16 protein-coding genes are annotated in these 20,334 nt (G+C 45.3%); 10 read left to right on the top strand and 6 right to left on the bottom strand.

What is annotated here, in order from left to right; all coding sequences use genetic code 11:
* The first annotated feature begins 81 nt into the window (after window positions 1-81).
* From L4D74_RS13960 to L4D74_RS13940, 5 genes are all read left to right on the top strand, one after another.
* Entirely contained in the window at window positions 82-594 is a 513-nt protein-coding gene (locus tag L4D74_RS13960; RefSeq protein WP_428752678.1) for a GspH/FimT family pseudopilin, read from the top strand.
* Window positions 591-1,199, top strand: coding sequence for a PilW family protein (locus L4D74_RS13955; protein ID WP_428752676.1), 609 nt, complete (start codon window positions 591-593; stop codon window positions 1,197-1,199). The genes L4D74_RS13960 and L4D74_RS13955 overlap by 4 nt, the downstream gene beginning before the upstream one ends.
* Complete coding sequence (locus L4D74_RS13950) at window positions 1,196-2,473, top strand: hypothetical protein (RefSeq protein ID WP_428752674.1); 1,278 nt, start codon at window positions 1,196-1,198, stop codon at window positions 2,471-2,473. The genes L4D74_RS13955 and L4D74_RS13950 overlap by 4 nt, the downstream gene beginning before the upstream one ends.
* Window positions 2,463-2,876 carry a type IV pilus modification PilV family protein gene (locus L4D74_RS13945; RefSeq protein WP_428752672.1) on the top strand — a complete coding sequence of 138 codons (414 nt, stop codon included), beginning with the start codon at window positions 2,463-2,465 and terminating at the stop codon, window positions 2,874-2,876. The genes L4D74_RS13950 and L4D74_RS13945 overlap by 11 nt, the downstream gene beginning before the upstream one ends.
* 378 nt (window positions 2,877-3,254) lie before the next feature.
* Complete coding sequence (locus tag L4D74_RS13940) at window positions 3,255-4,814, top strand: AbgT family transporter (RefSeq protein ID WP_265674505.1); 1,560 nt, start codon at window positions 3,255-3,257, stop codon at window positions 4,812-4,814.
* A 98-nt stretch (window positions 4,815-4,912) separates the two neighbouring features.
* On the opposite strand, the gene fghA is transcribed toward L4D74_RS13940, so the two are convergent.
* Window positions 4,913-5,758 carry an S-formylglutathione hydrolase gene (gene fghA / locus L4D74_RS13935; protein WP_428752671.1) on the bottom strand — a complete coding sequence of 282 codons (846 nt, stop codon included), beginning with the start codon at window positions 5,756-5,758 and terminating at the stop codon, window positions 4,913-4,915.
* Between the two features lie 208 nt (window positions 5,759-5,966).
* Between fghA and L4D74_RS13930 the strand changes: the two genes are divergently transcribed.
* Both L4D74_RS13930 and tadA read left to right on the top strand, forming a co-directional pair.
* Complete coding sequence (locus L4D74_RS13930) at window positions 5,967-6,848, top strand: LysR family transcriptional regulator (RefSeq protein WP_428752669.1); 882 nt, start codon at window positions 5,967-5,969, stop codon at window positions 6,846-6,848.
* Window positions 6,838-7,392 (top strand): tRNA adenosine(34) deaminase TadA, encoded by a 555-nt coding sequence (gene tadA, locus L4D74_RS13925; RefSeq protein ID WP_428752667.1) that lies wholly within the window; start codon window positions 6,838-6,840, stop codon window positions 7,390-7,392. The genes L4D74_RS13930 and tadA overlap by 11 nt, the downstream gene beginning before the upstream one ends.
* 558 nt (window positions 7,393-7,950) lie before the next feature.
* On the opposite strand, the gene mltF is transcribed toward tadA, so the two are convergent.
* Window positions 7,951-9,465: a membrane-bound lytic murein transglycosylase MltF gene (mltF, locus tag L4D74_RS13920; protein WP_428752780.1), complete on the bottom strand. Its 1,515-nt coding sequence runs from the start codon at window positions 9,463-9,465 to the stop codon at window positions 7,951-7,953.
* Between the two features lie 336 nt (window positions 9,466-9,801).
* Between mltF and purL the strand changes: the two genes are divergently transcribed.
* Window positions 9,802-13,698, top strand: a complete 3,897-nt coding sequence (gene purL / locus L4D74_RS13915) for a phosphoribosylformylglycinamidine synthase (RefSeq protein ID WP_428752666.1) — start codon at window positions 9,802-9,804, stop codon at window positions 13,696-13,698.
* 249 nt (window positions 13,699-13,947) lie between these two features.
* Window positions 13,948-14,259 carry a DUF3622 domain-containing protein gene (locus tag L4D74_RS13910; RefSeq protein ID WP_265674511.1) on the top strand — a complete coding sequence of 104 codons (312 nt, stop codon included), beginning with the start codon at window positions 13,948-13,950 and terminating at the stop codon, window positions 14,257-14,259.
* Between the two features lie 134 nt (window positions 14,260-14,393).
* Here L4D74_RS13910 and L4D74_RS13905 read toward each other — a convergent pair whose 3' ends face one another.
* The 3 genes from L4D74_RS13905 to tsaA all read right to left on the bottom strand — a co-directional run bounded on the left by L4D74_RS13905 (window position 14,394) and on the right by tsaA (window position 17,810).
* The gene (locus tag L4D74_RS13905; protein WP_428752665.1) at window positions 14,394-15,056 is read right to left on the bottom strand and encodes a tellurite resistance TerB family protein; all 663 of its coding nucleotides are present in this window, start codon (window positions 15,054-15,056) and stop codon (window positions 14,394-14,396) included.
* A gap of 249 nt (window positions 15,057-15,305) precedes the next feature.
* Complete coding sequence (locus tag L4D74_RS13900; protein ID WP_428752663.1) at window positions 15,306-17,021, bottom strand: proline--tRNA ligase; 1,716 nt, start codon at window positions 17,019-17,021, stop codon at window positions 15,306-15,308.
* A 90-nt stretch (window positions 17,022-17,111) separates the two neighbouring features.
* Window positions 17,112-17,810 carry a tRNA (N6-threonylcarbamoyladenosine(37)-N6)-methyltransferase TrmO gene (tsaA, locus tag L4D74_RS13895; RefSeq protein ID WP_428752662.1) on the bottom strand — a complete coding sequence of 233 codons (699 nt, stop codon included), beginning with the start codon at window positions 17,808-17,810 and terminating at the stop codon, window positions 17,112-17,114.
* 347 nt (window positions 17,811-18,157) lie between these two features.
* Between tsaA and L4D74_RS13890 the strand changes: the two genes are divergently transcribed.
* Window positions 18,158-19,744, top strand: a complete 1,587-nt coding sequence (locus L4D74_RS13890) for an AbgT family transporter (protein WP_428752660.1) — start codon at window positions 18,158-18,160, stop codon at window positions 19,742-19,744.
* 72 nt (window positions 19,745-19,816) lie between these two features.
* Here the strand turns inward: L4D74_RS13890 and L4D74_RS13885 are convergent, their stop codons facing one another.
* Entirely contained in the window at window positions 19,817-20,200 is a 384-nt protein-coding gene (locus L4D74_RS13885) for a DUF3461 family protein (RefSeq protein WP_265674516.1), read from the bottom strand.
* Between the last annotated feature and the right edge of the window lie 134 nt (window positions 20,201-20,334).

The following is a 20,334-nucleotide window of genomic DNA, read 5'->3' as shown; positions in this document are numbered from 1 at the left end:
CATATTTATAGTGTTCTCGACTGTTAGAGTTTCTGCAATATCTATCCGATGGTTGTGATAGGTTTCATTGGGATTTGGGAAATGGTTCGCGGATTCACTCTACTAGAACTCATGATCAGTGTGTTCGTTATGATGATACTCATGCTGGGCGTAGCTCCCAGTTTCTCGGAGTTGTCGAAGGAAGTGAAGGTAGAGAGAGCGGCAGCAGAGATTTACGGGTTGTTAATGCAAACCAAAGCCGAAGCCATTATGCGAAATGAACCTCTTTGGAGTCACTTTAATCATCTTCCTCAAGGCGCTGAGGATGGAAGCTGGAGCATTTCGGTGACCAATTCCTCCACCATATCGGATACGCCTTTCTTGGCTCTTAGCGGTTTGCCATATCAAAACGTCCATATTCACCTCAACCACAATAGTAAACAAATCAAGTTTGATAATTTAACCGGTGTCGTTTTATCAACAGGGACGATCACGATTAGCCCTTATTCGCAGCAGAACTCAGGTATCAAAATTAAAACATCAGCGGCGTCGGGGCGTATTGTGGTTTGTCAATTTGGTGAGGCAGAGCATGGAGTAGGGGAGTGTTCGGTGTGAGTATTCCCCGACAGAAAGGCGGTTCATTAGTCGAGATGCTCGTGGCGTCGACGATTGGCATTGTCGCGATAGGTTCTATTGGGTCGGTGTATCTTATGGTTCAGCAACATAGCTCCGAACGGGCTCAAACTATGTTGTTGAGTCAAGCGTTAGCCACAACGGCAAGACGGTTACAAAATGATCTTACTCGAGCAGGCTACAGTGAATTAGGCAGTGCTAGTCGACCTTCGGGCGCGGTGAGTACAGTGCATGTTAGTGGCGGAGGGAGCAAAGTTCAGTACGTGTATTGGGATGATCATCGTGACGGCAGCGCTGAATATGAAAATACCTCATGGCACTATTCTACATTGTCTCAGACGTTACGGATTTGCCGAAAAAGAAGCAGCGTGATCCTTGATATCAATTATTTTAATAGTAGCAGTTGTACATCCCTACTTGAAGATGACTTAATTTCGGTCACGCACTTTTCCTTGGTTCCCTTTACTATCTCAAGTTCGAATGCCAACAAGCAATACATGCACTTGTCACTTGCGGCTGAGTTAACGGGCAACACAGTGGTTACTGCTGAGATTGAGCGTCATTTCTTGATAAGGAACGGTCAATGAAAAGTAATACTCGCACCTATTTATACGCGAACAAGTTATACGCGAACAAGCAAATTGGTATGGTGACCTTATTAACCACAAGCTTATTGCTAATCGTTGCTTTGGTGATCGCATTAGGAGGATATAAGAGTACGTTCTATGAGGTTAAGCGCTCGCAAAATGAGGTAGCCTCAAGGCAAGCACATTGGGCGGCAGAGGGCGGTGTTGAATGTGGGGTTGCCCAGTATATGATAACCAGAACGATTCCTACCTCAATTTTAGCTTGCGATCCGGATGCTAATTTTTTGCCTGAGATCGTTCTTGATCCTACGAATAACGAAGTGGTGATTTCTGCAACGGTTCAACGACGTGAGGTGAGCCGACGTTTCACTCATTCTTTGCAAATGTTTAGCGGCGCAATTCAGTCAACCTCGGATCTTTACGTTCGTGGTAGTAGTTCTATTTATACTCCAGATCCCGGCCAGTTGTCAGACAAAGGGTGGGAGTGCGTTGCCGCTAAATATGATGGTGAGCTTAAGGTGGTAGGAAGCATCGACAATAAAGGACTGGTTCACGGCTTACCCCCTTATGATGGCTTTGATAATCAGGGTAAGGACTGTGCAACATCACATATGACCAGTGATAGCAACTCATCGCTGAAAAGTGACTTTCAACTCGAGAGTAACTTGAAGGTGTTTGAGTCCTTTTTCAATGTCCCTATTAAGAATCACGATCAAGTAAAAAACAGCGAAGTATTTACTGTATTAGAGGGGAGCATAAGTGCGCCGGGAGCGATAAAAACATTACCGAATTGTGGTAAGACACTGACCGACGAGATAGAAAAAGGCAACACCAAATTGTGGGTGGAAGGCAGTTGCGAGATTGGTACCACGGAATTACATGCGTTATCGCAAGCATCAGCGAAAACGAAAGGTATCTTGCTTGTTGTCCATGAAGGGCTATTTTCTATCATGGGAACCGGTAGCTTAAATGGGATACTTTTTCACTTTAATCAAGACTTCTCACCGGAATTAGCACTATGGGATGGCTTTGAAGCTGGGGTATATCTTCAGCATGTGGCGAATGATTTTGATTTGTCCTATAGAGAACGTACTTCCTATTATCAGCACGGATCATTTACGGTGACAGGAGGGCAACTGTTTGAAACCCCCGATCCGCAAGTAGCGATTTTTAATAACTCGTTAGCGTTTAACTATAATCGCGATGTGATTGATTATGCTCGTCATGGGTTAACGTCGACGACATGGAAAAAAGGATCGTGGCGTGATTATTAAGCAGCAAGGTTTTAGCTTAATTGAAGTTATGATCGCGTTTTGTTTGATCGGTGTTGGGGCTTTGGGACTTGTGAAAATGCAGACTGCCATCGAACAGCAATCTGACTATGCCGCTCAAAGTATTCAAGCTTTGGGGCTAGCTGAAGCGCGTTTAGAATGGTTTAGTACCAGAGGGGCCGACTCCGCATCATCCACCATGGAGGTCGCCGACTTTGTGACGGACCTTGTTGACGGCGAAGATTTGACTCACTCACCATTTGTTGTTGAATGGACGGTGTCGGCAATCTATTTTTCGAGCAGTATCAAAGCCGTCGAAGTCGTAGTCAGTTGGCCCGATCGATTTGGGCAGACGAAAACGCTTTCCTTACAAACCCAATTCTCCAATTACAGTGAATTTGATTAATATCGACGAAGCTAAACTTGTTATCAATTAACATTGTTACCGCACTTCTGTTACTTGCTCTATTCCCTCTACCGCTCATCACTTTCAATGAATAAAAGTGTATGGCGCATTGCCAGTCCGATTTGACTGATTTATACACTATGCTTATATAATCGGGCAGTTTGCGTGCTAGTTAGTGGAATGTTTTGGATATGTGTACTCTGATGTTGTTTTTCTGTTACTTGTTCGGGTGTTTTTTGCAAAATAAGTCTACAAAAATGGAAATACTTCCAAATTATCTACTAATTTAATTTTTTTTACATAAAATAGTCGCGAAGAAAAATGACACAGTGAAGCTGCCTTAAAGTTCACGAACCACAACATCACAATGGAGTTACCATGAGTAACCAGACTATCAACCAAGCGCCAACGCCAAAGCCGAGTGGCATGGATCGCTTTTTAAACGCAATTGAGAAGGCAGGAAACAAGATCCCAGATCCTGCTATTCTATTTTTCTGGGCATTAGTTATTGTTTGGGTCGCATCTGCCGTTCTATCTAATGTTAGCTTTGATCTTATTAACCCTCGTACTGGTGGTGCGTTAGAGGTTAATAACTTGCTAACGGGTGAGGCACTTGCCAGCTTCTTAGCAAACATGGTAACCACGTTTACTGGCTTCGCACCTCTTGGCATCGTATTGGTTGCGATGTTAGGTGTTGGTGTTGCAGACTCTTCAGGCTTTATTCAAACTGGCTTGAAGAAAATGCTTAACTTCACGCCAGCAAAATTGCTAACGCCAATGCTTATCTTGGTTGCAATTGTTTCCCATACCGCTGCTGACGCAGGTTATGTATTGGTTATTCCGCTTGGTGGTATCATTTTCCACGCGGCAGGTCGTCACCCTCTTGCTGGTATTGCCGCTGCATTTGCTGGTGTATCGGGCGGTTTCTCTGCAAACTTCATCCCATCTGGTATCGACCCACTGTTGGCTGGCTTCACACAAACGGCTGCTCAAGTACTAGACCAAGACTATGTGATTAACCCACTTTCGAATATTTTCTTTACTGGTTTATCTTCTGTTTTGGTTATCGCGATTGGTTGGTGGGTTACTGAGAAAGTAATCGAACCACGTCTAGCAAACCTTCCTGTCGATGAAGATGCAGAAGAAGCACCAGATCTTGGTTCTTTTACTGCTGTTGAGTCTAAAGCATTCCGTGCGGCTGGTTGGGCAATGATGGCGGGTATCGCCTTGCTTGTTTTCGCACTTTTGCCAGAAGATTCAGCACTACGCTCTCCTGAAGGTGAAATTACTGCATTCTCTGCGCCGATCATGCAATCCATCGTACCGTTAATCTTCATCCTGTTTATTATTCCAGGCATTGTTTACGGTCGTGTTGCGGGTACGTTTAAAGATAGCAATGACATCATTAAAGCGATGTCTCACACCATGTCTACCATGGGTGCGTACATTGTTATGTCGTTCTTCTGTGCACAATTCTTGTCAGCGTTTGCTCAGTCAAATATCGGTACTATGTTAGCGCTTTACGGTGCGGAAGGTCTGAAAGCAATGAACCTACCAGGTCAAGCGACCATCGTGGGTATGATTTTGTTGACGGCTTCAGTTAACTTACTGGTCGGTTCTGCATCGGCTAAGTGGGCGTTGATTGGTCCAATCTTGGTTCCAATGCTAATGGCTGTAGGCATCTCTCCTGAGCTATCTCAAGCAGCATACCGTGTTGGTGATTCAGTATCGAACATCATCTCTCCATTGATGGTCTTCTTCCCATTGGTTGTGGTTTACTGTCAACGTTATGTGAAATCAACAGGTATCGGTACATTGGCTTCTCTAATGATGCCATTCTCTATCGCGATGCTAATTGGTTGGACACTGTTCTTGCTAGCTTATTGGGCGCTAGGTATCCCACTAGGTATTCAAGCACCGTACACGTACACCATGTAAGTTATAGCTAACTAAATCAGGTATAAAATACTGATAAGCCCGCCAGAATTGAACTGGCGGGCTTTTTTTATCTGAGTCTTAGTAACTCAATGGGGGTGTTACGCTGTTAAGAACTGAGCGTGGAAGCGTAAGTGGTCCTCAATAAAACTCTGTATAAAGAAATAGCTGTGGTCATAACCTGGTTGCATTCTAAGCGTCATGTCACTGCCTGAAGCTTTGGCTGCCGCGACCAGTAGTTCAGGCTTAAGCTGCTCTTGTAAAAAACTGTCGTCTTCCCCTTGATCAACCAGAATAGGTAAGGCAGCTTTACTATGTTTTAGAAGCTCAACGCTGTCATAGGCCTTCCAATCTTCAATATTATTCCCAAGGTAGTGGCTAAATGCTTTTTGCCCCCAAGGACAGTTAATAGGGTTCGTTATTGGGCTAAAGGCTGAAATCGAACGGTATTGTTCGCTATTTTTTAGACCAATAGTGAGTGCACCATGCCCGCCCATGCTGTGGCCAGATATCGACTTGGCTTGTGTGACAGGGAAATGCTGTTCGATTAATGCCGGTAGCTCGTCAACAATATAGCTATACATGTGGTAATGCTTATCCCAAGGTGCTTGGGTGGCATTGAGATAGAATCCTGCGCCAAGGCCTAAGTCATACGCCCCTTCTGCGTCATCAGTCACCCCTTCGCCTCGTGGGCTAGTATCAGGAGCAACAATCGCAACGCCAAGCTCCGCAGCTATTTTAAATGCCCCTGCTTTTTGCATGAAATTTTCGTCGCTGCAGGTTAAGCCAGACAGCCAATAAATGACAGGCACGGGATTTTCTTTGCTCGCTTGTGGTGGAAGGTAAACGGCAAATCTCATCGCGCAGTTTAGAACGTTAGATTGATGCGTATATTGCTTGTGCCAACCACCAAACACTTTTGCTTGGCTGCTATTTTCGATAGTCATGTTTACTTCCTTACTAAAGGTCAATAAGACGCGGCGACTTAAGGGGCATTATTACCAGTAAGACTAGCCTAAATGGCGCCGTTTGTTTTGATAGGTATAGTATATTTATTTCTAATGAGATGATAATTAGGACTATTTGAAATAAACTATTACGGTACTGTAACAATAGGCGGCGTAGGTCGTTGAGAATAGAGTAAAGGGTAGAGCAATGGCAGATTGGGAAGGCGTCAATGAGTTTGTTGCGGTGGTGGAAAGCCAAAGTTTTACAGGTGCTGCAAATAGACTTAATACATCGGTTGCAAATATCAGCCGACGAGTCAACGCACTTGAGCAGCGACTCGGGGTGAAGCTGTTAGTCAGAACAACGAGAAAAGTCTCGGTTACTGAGGCTGGAGAAAGTTATTTTCGCCACTGTAAGCCATTGCTTGAAGGGCTAATGTCTGCCGAATTGGCGGTGACTCAGCTGCAAGTCGCACCGAAAGGGTTGATTAAGGTCACCGCCCCAGTGACATTTGGTGAGCAAGCGTTAGCGCCAATTCTTCATCAATTTTTGAAATCACACCCACAAATTGAGCTGGATGTGATGCTTTCAAATCAAAAAATAGATCTGGTGCAAGAAGGGTTTGATCTGGCAATTCGTTTAGGGCAATTAGACGACTCTTCGATGATGGCGAGAAAGTTACTGGATCGGCAGGTTTTTGTTTGCTGTAGTCCTGAGTATCTATCGACCTATGGCGAGCCTCATACCTTGTCTGAGCTAAAAAGGCATCAGTGTTTACGAGGGTCTGTTCGCCACTGGCGTTTTAGCGATGCAGGCAGTGAAAGAGTGATTAATATTAACGGCAGACTACAGTGTAATAGTGGCTATGCGTTGGTTGATGCGGCACTAAAGGGGTTAGGGATCGTGCAGCTTCCTGATTATTATGTGCAGTCTTATCTGGAGTCTGGTGAATTGGTGGAATTGCTGAGTGACTATCGTGGTAATCGAGAGGGTATTTGGGCGCTCTATCCACAAAATAGAATGCTGACGTCCAAAGTAAGAACATTGATAGATTATCTTGTAGAGGCTTTTAGTCAATATGGAAAGTAATGACAATTCCGTACCTTGTACTGAAGAATATAGCGAGGAAGATCGCCAGTTTATGCGACGTGCCATTGCACTTGCTCATGAAGCTGAGCGTGAGGGTGAGGTTCCCGTTGGGGCGGTGTTGGTGAAAGATGGCGAAATCATCGCTGAAGGTTGGAATCGCTCGATTGGGCTGCATGATGCAACGGCGCATGCTGAAATTCAAGTATTGAGAGCGGCTGGGAAAACGCTTGAAAACTACCGACTACTTGATACCACGCTTTATGTCACCTTGGAACCGTGCCCAATGTGCGCGGGTGCTTTATTGCATAGTCGAGTGAAACGAATTGTCTACGGTGCACCCGATCTTAAAGCGGGAGCGGCTGGGACAGTACTTAATTTATTCGAGAGTCAGGCGTCTTATCATTACGCTGATGTTGAGGCTGGTTTGCTCGCCAACGAGTGCCGTGAACAGTTACAGGCGTTTTTTAAGCGTCGAAGAAAAGAGATAAAGGAAGCGAAAAAGGCGCGGCGTTTACAGCAAGATAAAGGGGAAACAAACACCTGAGAGACAGGTGTTTGTCAGTCAGGGTGTTTCAGCGAGTCGTTAAGGCGCAATCAATTGCATGAAAGCACGATTTCGCCAAATGATTTTCTTTTTATTATTCGCTAACTTTCGCTTTCTGCGATTCGCAGACACGGTTTTACTTAAGTTTCTTGATTGTATTCGTCTCTTAGCAAGCATGAAACGATCTCCTATCACTAATAATTCGGTGCTCAACAAGGTATCGGATTAATGGGATACCTTCAAAGGGCGATGTTAAGGGGGATGTAGCACGGCGCAGACAATATCACTAATTCAGCGCTATAGCGCTATGTTAATTGATAATTACAATGGGCAGAGGTGTTCTTGGTTAGCGAGTATTGGTTAGCGTGTATTATTTAACGTGTATTGTTTAACGAGTATTGCTTGGCTGTCGTTAGTCTTTAACCCTTTCTCATAATGTAGAACAAATTGAGTTGAGTTCAAGAATTCGCAAATGTGAATTCTTGAACTCTCGCTACCTTTGCAGTAAGCGAGCGATGCGTTAGCTTGCGCCGCTTATACAGCTTTAAGGTGGCTGCTCTAAGGGTTCGAGTCTGCGGCGGCCTCTGAGGTTGCTATCGCTTCGCTGACAGCAGATTGTATGGTTCCAACAGCGGCAGAGCTTACCGCGACGGGTGTGATGACAGTGAGCCCGTCTGTACTATTGTCTAGTTCCGCTTCAGCGGCGATTTGTTTATCAACATGGCCGATGATGCTTTGATAGTAGCGACGTATATTCTCTACGTAGTTTTGCGCTTCATCGCCGCGCGCATAGCCATATCGTGTCTGACTGTAGTATTTCTTTTGGCGCAGCAGGGGTAAGCGGTCTTTCACATCCGCCCAAGCATCAGGGTTACCACCTTGTCGCTTAGTTAAGCGTCTTGCGTCCATCATATGGCCGAACCCGAGGTTATACGAAGCCAGCGCAAACCAAATTTTCTCATGCTCAGTAATGGAGTCAGGCACTCGACCGACAATATAGCGAAGGTACTGCACCCCGCCTCGTACCGATTGTTCAGGGTCAAGACGATTGGTCACATTGACAATTTTTGCGGTTGGTAGCGTCAACATCATCATGCCACGAACCCCTGTTGGTGATTTAGCAACCGGGTTCCAGTGCGATTCTTGATACGCGAGGGCCGCGATTAAGCGCCAATCGAATTCTTGAGAATACTGTTTAAACAACGGTGACCATTTAGGCAGTTTGCTGTCGAGAGCTCGAATAAAAGCGCGAGTATCAACGTAATCAAAAGTGCCAATATGACCGATGTATTTTTCTTCTAAGTTGGCGAGCTCACCACTTTGTTTTAAACTGCCGAAAAATTCGATCAACAATGCGTATAAGCTTTCGTCGTCAGATTTTCTCATGTACCAAGAAATAGGTTGATCCTCGGTCATCTCGAAAGCTAGGGCGAGGTCGGGGTAGATGCGTTGCGAGAGCGATAACTCAACAGAGTCAGCCATAGTGAAGAGCAGTTCACCTTCAGAGACTTGCTTGAGTAGATCGTTGACATCCGCGTTAGCATCAACCTTAAAGCGAAATTCGGCATTGTCTTTGGCGACTTGATTTAAGGTACGCTCGAAATGAGAGTCTTGCACCACAGCAAACACATCTTCGCCATCGGCTTTTTCGATTAATTCAGCTTGATTGGCTAATAGTTGCTCAAGGTTTCTTGGTCGCCATTGGCCTTTCTTATACACCACTTGTTGACTCACGTAGTAATAAGCGGGACCAGCACGAAATTGCTCGATACGCTGCGGTGATTGGCTTAACCCGGCAGATATAATATCAATCTCACCTTTTTCTAGCGCAGGAAAGAGGCTTGAAAGGCGGTAGGCGGGTTTCATCTCCAACTTAACACCGAGCTCGTCTGCGAACTGGCGGGCTAATTCATAATCCAATCCGGTTGGGCCGTCTGGACCAATGTAGTAAGAGAGCTGGTTGTTCAGCGTTCCTACTCGCAGCACGCCTCGTTCCTGGATGCTTTCCAATTCGCTTTTGGGATCAGAGTCTATTTGGCACCCGAAGAGGCCTAACGATAAGGTCAACAACATCGTCAGTTTTAGCCAACGAACAGAATAATTATTTCGCATTAATTTAGTTATCTCACGAGAACGATGTTGCCTTTATACCAAAGCTAGAACTTCTGGCAAAGCAACATCATAGAAAGTCTCGTTTACTGTCACTTTATCGCCTTTGTTCGTTGTATTTTTGCAATTAAGAAAAAAATGACGAAAACGTTTGCGCAAGTGGTTACGTCACAAAAAAAAATACACTATAATACGCCGGAATCAAGGGGGCAGAAATTGGCATATGTTCATTTTTTAAATGTAACTTGTTGAATTTATTCCAATATCACCTCAAATCAATTGCATAAGAGACCTAAGCACATGAGAATTTTGCGTGGCTCCCCAGCTCTTTCTGAGTTTCGTGTTAACAAGCTAGTAGAGCTTTGTCGTGAATTAAGCCTACCTGTCACAGGTATTTACGCTGAGTTTGCCCACTTTGCCGACCTGACATCAGACTTAGATGCGTCTGAAGTCGAAAAATTGGAGAAGTTGCTGACTTACGGTCCAACAATCGAAGAACATGAACCAACGGGTACACTATTACTAGTTACGCCTCGTCCGGGTACTATCTCGCCATGGTCGTCTAAATCGACAGATATTGCGCATAACTGTGGTCTGAATAAAGTCACACGTTTAGAGCGTGGTACCGCTTTTTATGTTGAATCATCAAGCGAATTAACTGAGCTTCAATTAGTAGAGTTGAAAGCGATCCTTCATGACCGCATGATGGAAGTAGTGTTCAATGACTTTGATTCTGCAGCGGCGCTTTTCACTGTGGCAGAACCAGCACCTTATGCTGAGGTTGACCTGCTTAGTGGTGGTCGTAAAGCGCTTGAAGAAGCAAACGTTACCCTAGGTCTTGCCCTTGCTGAAGATGAGATTGATTACCTTCTTGAAAGCTTTACAGAAAAGCTAGGTCGCAATCCAACAGACATAGAGCTTATGATGTTTGCACAAGCAAACTCAGAGCACTGTCGTCACAAAATTTTTAACGCTGACTGGACTATTGATGGCGTTAAGCAAGAAAAATCATTGTTTAAGATGATTAAGAACACGTTTGAAACGACACCAGAACACGTGTTATCTGCTTATAAAGATAATGCAGCAGTTATGACTGGTTCAACTGTTGGTCGTTTCTTCCCAGATCCAGACACGCGCCAATACAACTATCATCAAGAGAAAACGCACATCTTGATGAAGGTTGAGACGCACAACCACCCAACGGCTATTTCTCCTTGGCCGGGCGCATCAACCGGTTCTGGCGGTGAAATCCGTGATGAAGGCGCAACCGGTATTGGTGGTAAGCCAAAAGCAGGTTTGGTGGCGTTCTCTGTCTCTAACCTTAAGATCCCGAACTTCGTTCAACCTTGGGAAACGGATTTTGGTAAGCCAAGTCGCATCGTTACTGCTCTGGATATTATGCTTGAAGGCCCTCTTGGTGGCGCGGCGTTTAACAACGAATTTGGTCGTCCAAACCTATTAGGTTACTTCCGTACTTACGAAGAGAAAGTCAACTCTCACGCAGGTGAAGAGGTACGTGGTTACCACAAGCCAATTATGTTAGCTGGTGGTCTTGGTAACATTCGTGATGAGCACGTTCAGAAGAAAGAGATCCCAGTAGGTGCAAGCTTAATCGTGCTGGGTGGTCCAGCGATGAACATCGGCCTTGGTGGCGGCGCAGCCTCTTCTATGGACTCGGGTTCTTCTTCAGAAGATCTCGATTTTGCTTCTGTACAACGTGAAAACCCAGAAATGGAGCGTCGTTGTCAGGAAGTGATCGACCGTTGCTGGCAGCTAGGTGATGCAAACCCAATTGCCTTCATTCATGATGTGGGCGCAGGCGGTATTTCAAACGCACTTCCTGAGTTAGTGGACGATGGTGAGCGTGGCGGTATCTTTAACTTACGTGACGTACCAAACGATGAGCCGGGCATGAGCCCACTTGAGATCTGGTGTAACGAATCTCAAGAGCGTTACGTAATGGCGGTTGCTGACGAAGATATGGCAACGTTCGACGCGATTTGTAAGCGTGAACGCGCACCATATGCCGTTGTAGGTAAGGCAACAGAAGAGCGTGAACTTAAACTAGAAGATTCACACTTCGATAACACGCCAATTGATATGCCAATGGACATCTTGCTAGGTAAAACACCTAAGATGCACCGTGACGCGCAAACGCTGAAAGCAAATAACCCAGCGATTGATCGCTCTGGTATCGAGATGAACGAAGCGGTTGACCGCGTTCTTCGTCTACCAACGGTTGCAGAAAAAACATTCCTTATCACCATCGGTGACCGCTCGGTAACAGGCCTTGTGGCTCGTGACCAAATGGTAGGCCCTTGGCAGGTTCCTGTTGCGAACTGCGCAGTAACAGCAGCCAGCTACGACACGTACCACGGTGAGGCGATGTCTCTTGGTGAGCGTACGCCAGTTGCTCTACTCGATTTCGGTGCATCGGCTCGTCTAGCGGTTGGTGAAGCAATCACTAACATCGCAGCGACAAACATCGGCGATATTAAGCACATTAAACTGTCGGCTAACTGGATGTCTCCAGCTGGTCACCCAGGTGAAGATGCCGGTCTTTATGAAGCGGTAAAAGCGGTAGGTGAAGAGCTTTGTCCGGCGCTGGGGCTAACTATCCCAGTAGGTAAAGACTCAATGTCGATGAAGACCAAGTGGGAAGAAAACGGCGAGCAGAAAGAAGTCACCTCTCCGCTATCTCTCGTTATCACTGCGTTTGCTCGTGTTGAAGATGTTCGTAAGACCATTACTCCGCAGCTACGCACTGACAAAGGTAACACGTCACTGGTGCTTATCGACCTAGGCAACGGCAAAAACCGTATGGGTGCGACAGCACTGGCTCAGGTATACAAGCAGCTTGGTGATAAGCCAGCAGACGTCGACAATGCAGCACAGCTAAAAGGCTTCTACGAAGGTGTTCAAGCACTCGTTGCTAACGACCAAGTTGTGGCTTACCACGATAAAGGTGATGGTGGTTTATTCGTTACGCTAGCGGAAATGGCGTTCGCAGGTCACTGTGGTGTGAATGCTGACATTACCGCTTTAGGTGAAGACACATTAGCGGCTCTATTTAACGAAGAGTTAGGTGCGGTCATCCAGGTACGTAACGAAGACCTAGATTCAGTACTGTCTACGTTAGCATCGAATGGCCTAGAAGCTTGTTCACACGTTATCGGTTCAGTAGAAGCTTCAGATGAAGTCGTCATTAAGTCAGGTGAACAAGTTGTTATCGAGCGTAACCGTACGGAGCTTCGTACGATTTGGGCTGAAACAACACATAAAATGCAATCACTTCGTGATAACTCTGCGTGTGCCGATCAAGAGCATGAAGCGAAGAAAGATAACTCAGACCCAGGTCTAAACGTTAGCCTGAGTTACGATGTTAATGAAGATATTGCAGCGCCATATATTGCGACAGGTGCGAAACCTAAGATGGCGATTTTGCGTGAGCAAGGTGTTAACTCTCACGTTGAAATGGCAGCGGCATTTGACCGTGCAGGCTTTGAAGCAACCGATATTCACATGAGTGATATCCTAACGGGTCAAGCGGTTCTAGAAGAGTACAACGGCCTTGTGGCTTGTGGTGGCTTCTCTTACGGTGACGTACTAGGTGCTGGTGAAGGTTGGGCTAAGTCAGTACTGTTTAACGACTCTACACGTGACCAATTTGAAAACTTCTTCAAGCGTGAAGATACCTTCTCTCTAGGTGTGTGTAACGGTTGTCAGATGCTGTCTAACCTACGTGAATTGATTCCGGGTGCAGAGTACTGGCCTCGTTTCGTACGTAACGAATCTGAGCGCTTTGAAGCTCGTTTCAGCTTAGTAGAAGTTCAGAAGTCTGATTCTGTATTCTTCAACGGCATGGAAGGTTCTCGTATGCCTATCGCGGTTTCTCACGGTGAAGGCCGCGTAGAAGTTCGTGATAACGAGCACCTAAACGCGATTGAAAATTCAGGTACAGTGGCGCTACGTTACGTTGATAACAACGGTAATCCGACGCAGCAATACCCGAATAACCCGAATGGTTCACCAAACGCTATCACCGGTCTAACGACAACGGATGGCCGTGTAACCATTATGATGCCTCACCCAGAGCGAGTATTCCGTACGGTTGCTAACTCTTGGGCTCCGGAGACTTGGGGTGAAAACGGTGCTTGGATGCGTATGTTCCAAAACGCGCGTAAGAATATCGGTTAATCGCTAGGTTAATGACATAGTCAATTGGAAAGGTCGTCAGTATAAGTGCTGGCGACCTTTTTTATTGCTAGCTGATTTATGGTGATTACTCGCATTTTAATACGCTAAAAAAACCGTCTCTGTTGCAAAAAATAGTGGAGCGTAATTGAACTAATTGTGTTCTAATACCGCGCTGGCTTAGGGATGGCTGACAAAGTAATGATAATTATGTTGGAACATCCCTTAACAAAACCCTTAGGAATCATCTAAATGTCTGAAAATAAAAAATTTGCTATCCGTCTAACGGAAAAGCGCAATGGTTGGTCTGCAGAAATTACTCGCCAAGTAACCTCTCGTAGAACGGTAGTATCTAAGCGTGAGATGGGTTTTGAAAGCGAAGAATTAGCACAAGCTTGGGCAGAAAAAGAGCTGCAAGGCTTTATTGCAAGCCAAGCTGAACGTAATGCTCGTAAATCTGAAGCTCGTAAAGAGAAAGAAGCCAAAGAGCACGCGAAAGAAGCTCTAAAAGCAGTAAAAGCTGCCGCTCGCCAAGATAGCGCTGAGCAAGAAGACGAAGAGTAATAGTTTCTAGTACGGTTGACGAGCTTTGATTCGTTGATAGGTACCAATGAAAAACCGCTGAAGTATCAGCGGTTTTTTTATGCACGTTTTTCACGGGTCGAGTATACACCCTTAAGGCCTTTGTTATCTTCGACTTAAAATACTTGTTCTTCGAGTTTGCTGACTAGTTCTGGTGGAAGCTGAAGTTGTTTTGCCAGTTCTTGTAAGTAGGCTTTTTCCATAAAGTTTTGTTCATCCACTACAAGTAAACTCGCAAGATAAATTTCCGCTCCTTGCTCTGGTGAGTGTGAAAGCTGCGCAATATAGCTAGGATCAAGCGGTTTTGCGATTTCAGCTTGAACTAATGCCTGAAGATGAGCGTCGGCATGCATTCGTTGTAGCGCTTGGTCAATTTTACTCATTTCTGCTTCATCAATATGACCATCGGCTTTGGCTGCCCCAATCATGGCTTTGAGAACGATTTCTTCATGATTGGTATTGGCAAATTCATTGATGGTTGCCCCTTGTGAATCTGAGGCATTCTTTTTATCCCAATCGTTGTAAATCTTAAATGCCAGAGCGCCAAGGGCGGCAGCGCTGCCAACGCCTAGTGCTGTTTTGCCAATTTTTTTGGTTTTCTTCGATCCCATTAGCATACCAAGTAAGCCGCCGCCGACGGCCCCTGCACCTAATGCACCCATGGTTTTCTTGTCACTGAGAGCAGAGCTAAGGCTCGATGATGACTGAGAGGCTTTTTGGGTCGCTTTACTCACGACATCTGATTTGAGTGCTTGATTAAGTAGTGATTTCAGATCCATCGTATTCTCCAAAATATATGAGTAGAATTTAGGTTTTCGAGCGGTTCGTGCTTAAGATCTAATGCGATTGGCACGTCATATCTATGATGGTAATAGAGTGAATCTGAACTGAAGATGAAGATGAAGATGAAGATGAAGATCAGGTCGGTTTGTTTATCGGCATTAAAAAGGCAGCCAATAGGCTGCCTTCTACGACCGAGGTCGTTTCATTTGCGATGATCAGTTGCGCTGATCAATTGCGGTATAGCGTTACGCTAATTGCGCTTTGACATGCTCAACGATGTCTGAGATAGCAATTGGTGCTTTCTCGCCATTGCGACGGTTCTTATATTCGAAGTTGCCTTCGTCCATGCTACGGTCACCAATAACGATGGTGTGTGGAATACCGATAAGTTCGATATCTTTAAACATCACACCAGGGCGCTCTTTACGGTCATCAAACAGGACTTCGATACCCATAGCCGTTAATTCAGCGTATAGCTTCTCAGCCGCTTCCTTCACACGCTCTGATTTATGCATGTTCATTGGCACAATCGCCACTTGGAAAGGGGCAAGGGCGTCTGGCCATACGATGCCGAATTTATCGTGGTTTTGCTCGATAGCGGAGGCAACAACACGTGATACACCAATGCCGTAACAACCCATCTCTAGTGTTACGCTCTTACCGTCAGGACCAAGAACGTTACAGTTCATTTTCTCTGAGTAGTTAGTGCCCAGTTGGAAAATATGACCCACTTCGATACCACGCTTAAGTTGGATAGTGCCTTGACCACATGGGCTAAGGTCGCCTTCAACAACGTTACGTAGGTCTTCAACTTGAGCAAGCTCAACGTCACGACCCCAGTTGATGCCGAAGTAATGCTTACCGTCTACGTTTGCGCCAGCGCCGAAGTCGCTCATTACTGCAACAGAGCGGTCAACGATGAATGGTAGCTCTAAGCCAACAGGGCCAAGTGAACCCGGACCAGCACCAACCAGTGCACGAATTGCAGCTTCATCAGCCATTTCTAGTGGAGAAGCAACCTGTGGGAGGTTTTCTGCTTTCACTTCGTTAAGTTCATGATCACCACGGATGATAAGAGCAATGATATCGGCATCTACTTCATCAGAAGCTTTAACGAACAGAGTCTTAACTGTTTTCTCGATTGCTAGACCGTGTTGCTCAACCAGCTCTGCGATTGTTTTTGCGTTTGGTGTATCAACCAGTTCCATCTCTTGAGTCGGCGCAGCCGCGTCAGTTGCAGGGGCGAGTGCTTCGGCTTTTTCGATGTTCGCTGCGTAATCCGATTCAGAAGAGAAGGCGATGAGGTCTTCGCCGCTTTCAGCAAGAACGTGGAACTCTTGAGAGCCGCTGCCGCCGATTGCGCCAGAGTCTGCCAATACTGGACGGTACTCAAGGCCCATGCGGTCGAAGGCTTTACAGTAAGCATCGTGCATGGCTTGGTAAGATTGCTCTAGACCGTCTTTGTCGATATCAAAGCTGTACGCATCCATCATAGAGAATTCGCGAGCACGCATTACGCCAAAACGAGGGCGGCGTTCATCGCGGAATTTAGTTTGGATTTGGTACAGGTTTAGAGGAAGCTGCTTGTAAGAGCTAATCTCGTTGCGAACTAGGCTTGTGACGACTTCTTCCGCTGTAGGGCTAAGTACAAACGGACGAGAGTGGCGGTCGGTGAAACGAAGCAGTTCCGGCCCCATTTTCTCGCTGCGACCAGTCTCTTCCCAAAGCTCAAACGGTTGAACGACGGGCATCAAGATTTCAACGGCACCGGCATTATCGATCTCTTGGCGAACGATATTTTCTACTTTACGCAGTACACGTAGACCAGTAGGTAGCCAAGTATATAAACCTGAAGCTAGCTTACGGATCATACCTGCACGTAGCATCAGCTGGTGGCTGATAACTTCTGCGTCGTTTGGAGTTTCTTTCAAAGTGGAAAGAAGGTAGTTACTGGTACGCATTCTATGGTATCCGTTTCATCATGATTGTAAGAGATTCAAGCCATCGCTTAAATCGAGTTAAGCCGACTATGATATCAGCGTATTGCCGTTCTACAAAGGTTCAATCGCGGTAACTAATGCTGATTCATCTATTATTTTGAATTTAATATTCCAGTCGTACAGTTTCACTCCATACTCTTTATTGTCCGGTTTGCCTTTTTTATATGCAGGCCTAGGATCTTGAGCGAGAACCTGTGATATCACCTGACGTCGGTGCTCGCCATCTTGTCGCTGATTAAAGACAGATTCGATACTGCTCGAAAACTGGACATCAATGAGTTCAGGTTCATCGGAAGCATAGCCGCCTTGCGCTTGAGGAATGGCATCTGAGTAAGGGATGTAGGGTTTGATATCAACGATGGGCGTTCCATCAACTAAATCAACGCTGCCGATATGTATTAAGGTTTGTGAACCCTGCTGTTCAACGCCTTTTAGTTCAACTGCGGACATGCCGATACCATTGGGTCTAAAAGTAGAACGAGTAGCTAACACTCCCATTCTTTCATTGCCTCCAAGGCGAGGGGGGCGAACCGTTGGCTTCCAGCCCGCGTCGATGTTTTGATCGAATAAAAACAGCAACCACAGATGAGAGAATTGCTCGATGCCTTTAATGGCCTCTTGGCAGTTTGCTTGCCCCTGCAGTGTTACGGTCGCAGTCGCAGAAGAGACGAGGCGCGGTTGTCTCGGCACGGCAAATTTTTCTTTATAAGGCGAGCTGATAATGCCAATCGGTTCAATGTGGTAGGTCAAAGGCGTCACTTTAGGTCACAAAATTAAAGATTCATCATTTCAGATGTGCTTGGGGTTTTCAATAGGAGGCGAGAGGCAAGTTTGGCGTATAACATATTGGTGTGTTGATCAAAAAACGCATTTGTCATAAGAATGTTATTTTTTAATTGATATAGATATCAGTATATATGATTGATTGCTATTAAATCGACTGGTTGAATATTGCGCTAATTTTACATTTAGCAACATATTGGGCTTTTAATTGCGCTTTTGGTCACGTACCCTTCGCCTGCTTTTTACAAAGTTGTCAGAAAAGGACGATAGCTTTGTTAAATAAGCCAGGACAATATAATAAAAGGAGGGGACAGATGAGTTCATCTGCCGCAATGAAACACAACAAACCAAAAAAGCCGATATTTACCCGTTTTTTAGACGGCGTTGAATATTTGGGGAATTTATTACCCCACCCAATCACACTTTTCGCTATATTCTGTGTCGCCATTTTAGTCATGTCTGGTATTGCCGGTTACTTTGACGTTGCGGTTGTCGACCCTCGCCCAGAAGGCGCACCTGGTCGTGCTGCTGATGGAATGATCAAAGTTGTCAGCTTATTCAATGCTGAGGGCTTACAGCTTATCGTTACTAACCTTGTTAAGAACTTTACTGGCTTTGCTCCTTTAGGAACTGTGTTGGTTGCCATGCTTGGTGTTGCGATTGCTGAACACTCTGGCATGTTGTCTGCTGCAATGCGTGGCCTGGTTATGGGCGCGTCTCAACGCATGGTTACTGTAACGGTAGTTTTTGCAGGCATTATCTCTAATACCGCTTCAGAGCTTGGCTATGTGGTTCTAATTCCACTCGCTGCGATGCTATTCCACTCTCTAGGGCGCCACCCTCTAGCTGGCCTAGCAGCCGCATTTGCCGGTGTGTCTGGTGGCTATTCTGCAAACCTATTAATTGGTACGGTGGATCCGTTGCTTTCAGGCATTACTGAGACAGCAGCACAAATGATTGACCCAACTTACACCGTTGGCCCAGAGTCAAACTGGTACTTTATGTTTGTGTCTACTTTCTTCATCTCAATTACTGGTGCATTTGTTACCGAGAAAATTGTTGAGCCGAAGTTGGGTAAATACAATGAAGAAGAGGCGGCTGAAGACTTATCCAACGACCGTATGGGTAAACTGTCTGATGTTGAAAAGAAAGGTCTAAAAATGGCCGGTCTTGCGGTACTGATTGTGAGTGCTGTGATTGCTTCGACGATCGTTCCTGCGAACGGTGTACTTCGTTCTGCTACGGGAGAAGTGGCAGGTTCACCTTTCTTGAAGAGTATCGTCGCGTTTATCTTTGTTTTCTTTGCTATTCCTGGTTTTGTTTACGGTAAAGTAACAGGAACCATGAATAACGATCGTGATGTAATCAATGCTATGTCTAAATCGATGTCTTCAATGGGCATGTACATAGTGCTGGTATTTTTTGCGGCTCAGTTTGTTGCATTCTTTAAGTGGACAAACTTTGGTCAGGTATTTGCGGTAGGCGGTGCTGATTTCTTACAAACCATTGGTTTGACTGGTCCGGCGTTGTTCTTTGCCTTCATTCTTATGTGTGGCTTTATCAACCTTATGATTGGTTCTGCATCTGCTCAGTGGGCAGTAACTGCACCGATCTTTGTACCAATGTTAATGTTGGTTGGCTACGCGCCTGAGACGATTCAAGCGGCATATCGTATTGGTGATTCGACGACGAATATCATCACACCAATGATGAGCTACTTCGGCCTTATCTTAGCGGTAGCGACACGCTACATGAAGAACCTTGGTATTGGTACTTTGATCGCCACGATGCTGCCGTACTCTATCTGCTTCTTAGTAGGCTGGAGTGTACTGTTCTATATTTGGGTATTCGTATTTGGCTTACCTGTTGGCCCTGGTGCCGCGACGTACTACACGCCTTAGTTAATGGTCGGTGGTACAGCGTTATCAAAATAAAAATGCTCCCAATTGGGAGCATTTTTTTGTTGAAGGGTGTTATTTTAGTTTTTCTAAATCGGCTTCAATCTCTGCAATTTTACCAGAGACGACTTTTTCTAAGTGACGAAGATCAGATAGGATTTTTTGTTTCACATCGACTTCTGCCACCTCAACGGGCTTAGTGATTTTGTTGAGCTCATCAATGACTAAGGTTAAGTTGCGGTTGATCTCTGTGACTTCTTTATAGCTTTGGCTGCTGCTATTTACCCTGACGTTTTTAACTTGCCTTGGGTATTTGAACTTAACACTCTTAGCAAACAGTTCGCCTTTCTGTTTACGAAAATATATTTTTAACACATCCTTGTGCGCTTCTTGTCGAATTGAGTAACGCTCAATTTGTTTAGGTTCATGAATGCCTAAACTCGTGAGGTTTGGATACATAGTTTACCTCTTTCATTGTGTGTTCTAAGTACAAATGTAGCAGTCTATTGGTGTGGTAGATAGTTGATAAGTTGAACGATTAAGAAGAAATGTGGGGGAGATCGCTTAATATTCATTCTAAATAAGTAGGGAAA

The sequence above is a fragment of the Vibrio cionasavignyae genome, from assembly GCF_050337155.1.
Lineage (GTDB): Bacteria > Pseudomonadota > Gammaproteobacteria > Enterobacterales > Vibrionaceae > Vibrio > Vibrio nomapromontoriensis.
Note: the sequence above shows the minus strand (reverse complement) of the source record. Positions and strands in the feature narration are given on the sequence as shown.

Excerpts from the sequence above, each read along its gene's own strand:
- L4D74_RS13960 (WP_428752678.1), top strand. The coding sequence starts at position 82 with ATGGTTCGCGGATTCACTCTACTAGAACTCATGATCAGTGTGTTCGTT.
- L4D74_RS13950 (WP_428752674.1), top strand. The coding sequence starts at position 1,196 with ATGAAAAGTAATACTCGCACCTATTTATACGCGAACAAGTTATACGCG.
- L4D74_RS13940 (WP_265674505.1), top strand. The coding sequence starts at position 3,255 with ATGAGTAACCAGACTATCAACCAAGCGCCAACGCCAAAGCCGAGTGGC.
- fghA (WP_428752671.1), bottom strand. The coding sequence starts at position 5,758 with ATGACTATCGAAAATAGCAGCCAAGCAAAAGTGTTTGGTGGTTGGCAC.
- L4D74_RS13930 (WP_428752669.1), top strand. The coding sequence starts at position 5,967 with ATGGCAGATTGGGAAGGCGTCAATGAGTTTGTTGCGGTGGTGGAAAGC.
- tadA (WP_428752667.1), top strand. The coding sequence starts at position 6,838 with ATGGAAAGTAATGACAATTCCGTACCTTGTACTGAAGAATATAGCGAG.
- mltF (WP_428752780.1), bottom strand. The coding sequence starts at position 9,465 with ATGTTGTTGACCTTATCGTTAGGCCTCTTCGGGTGCCAAATAGACTCT.
- purL (WP_428752666.1), top strand. The coding sequence starts at position 9,802 with ATGAGAATTTTGCGTGGCTCCCCAGCTCTTTCTGAGTTTCGTGTTAAC.
- L4D74_RS13910 (WP_265674511.1), top strand. The coding sequence starts at position 13,948 with ATGTCTGAAAATAAAAAATTTGCTATCCGTCTAACGGAAAAGCGCAAT.
- L4D74_RS13905 (WP_428752665.1), bottom strand. The coding sequence starts at position 15,056 with ATGGATCTGAAATCACTACTTAATCAAGCACTCAAATCAGATGTCGTG.
- L4D74_RS13900 (WP_428752663.1), bottom strand. The coding sequence starts at position 17,021 with ATGCGTACCAGTAACTACCTTCTTTCCACTTTGAAAGAAACTCCAAAC.
- L4D74_RS13890 (WP_428752660.1), top strand. The coding sequence starts at position 18,158 with ATGAGTTCATCTGCCGCAATGAAACACAACAAACCAAAAAAGCCGATA.
- L4D74_RS13885 (WP_265674516.1), bottom strand. The coding sequence starts at position 20,200 with ATGTATCCAAACCTCACGAGTTTAGGCATTCATGAACCTAAACAAATT.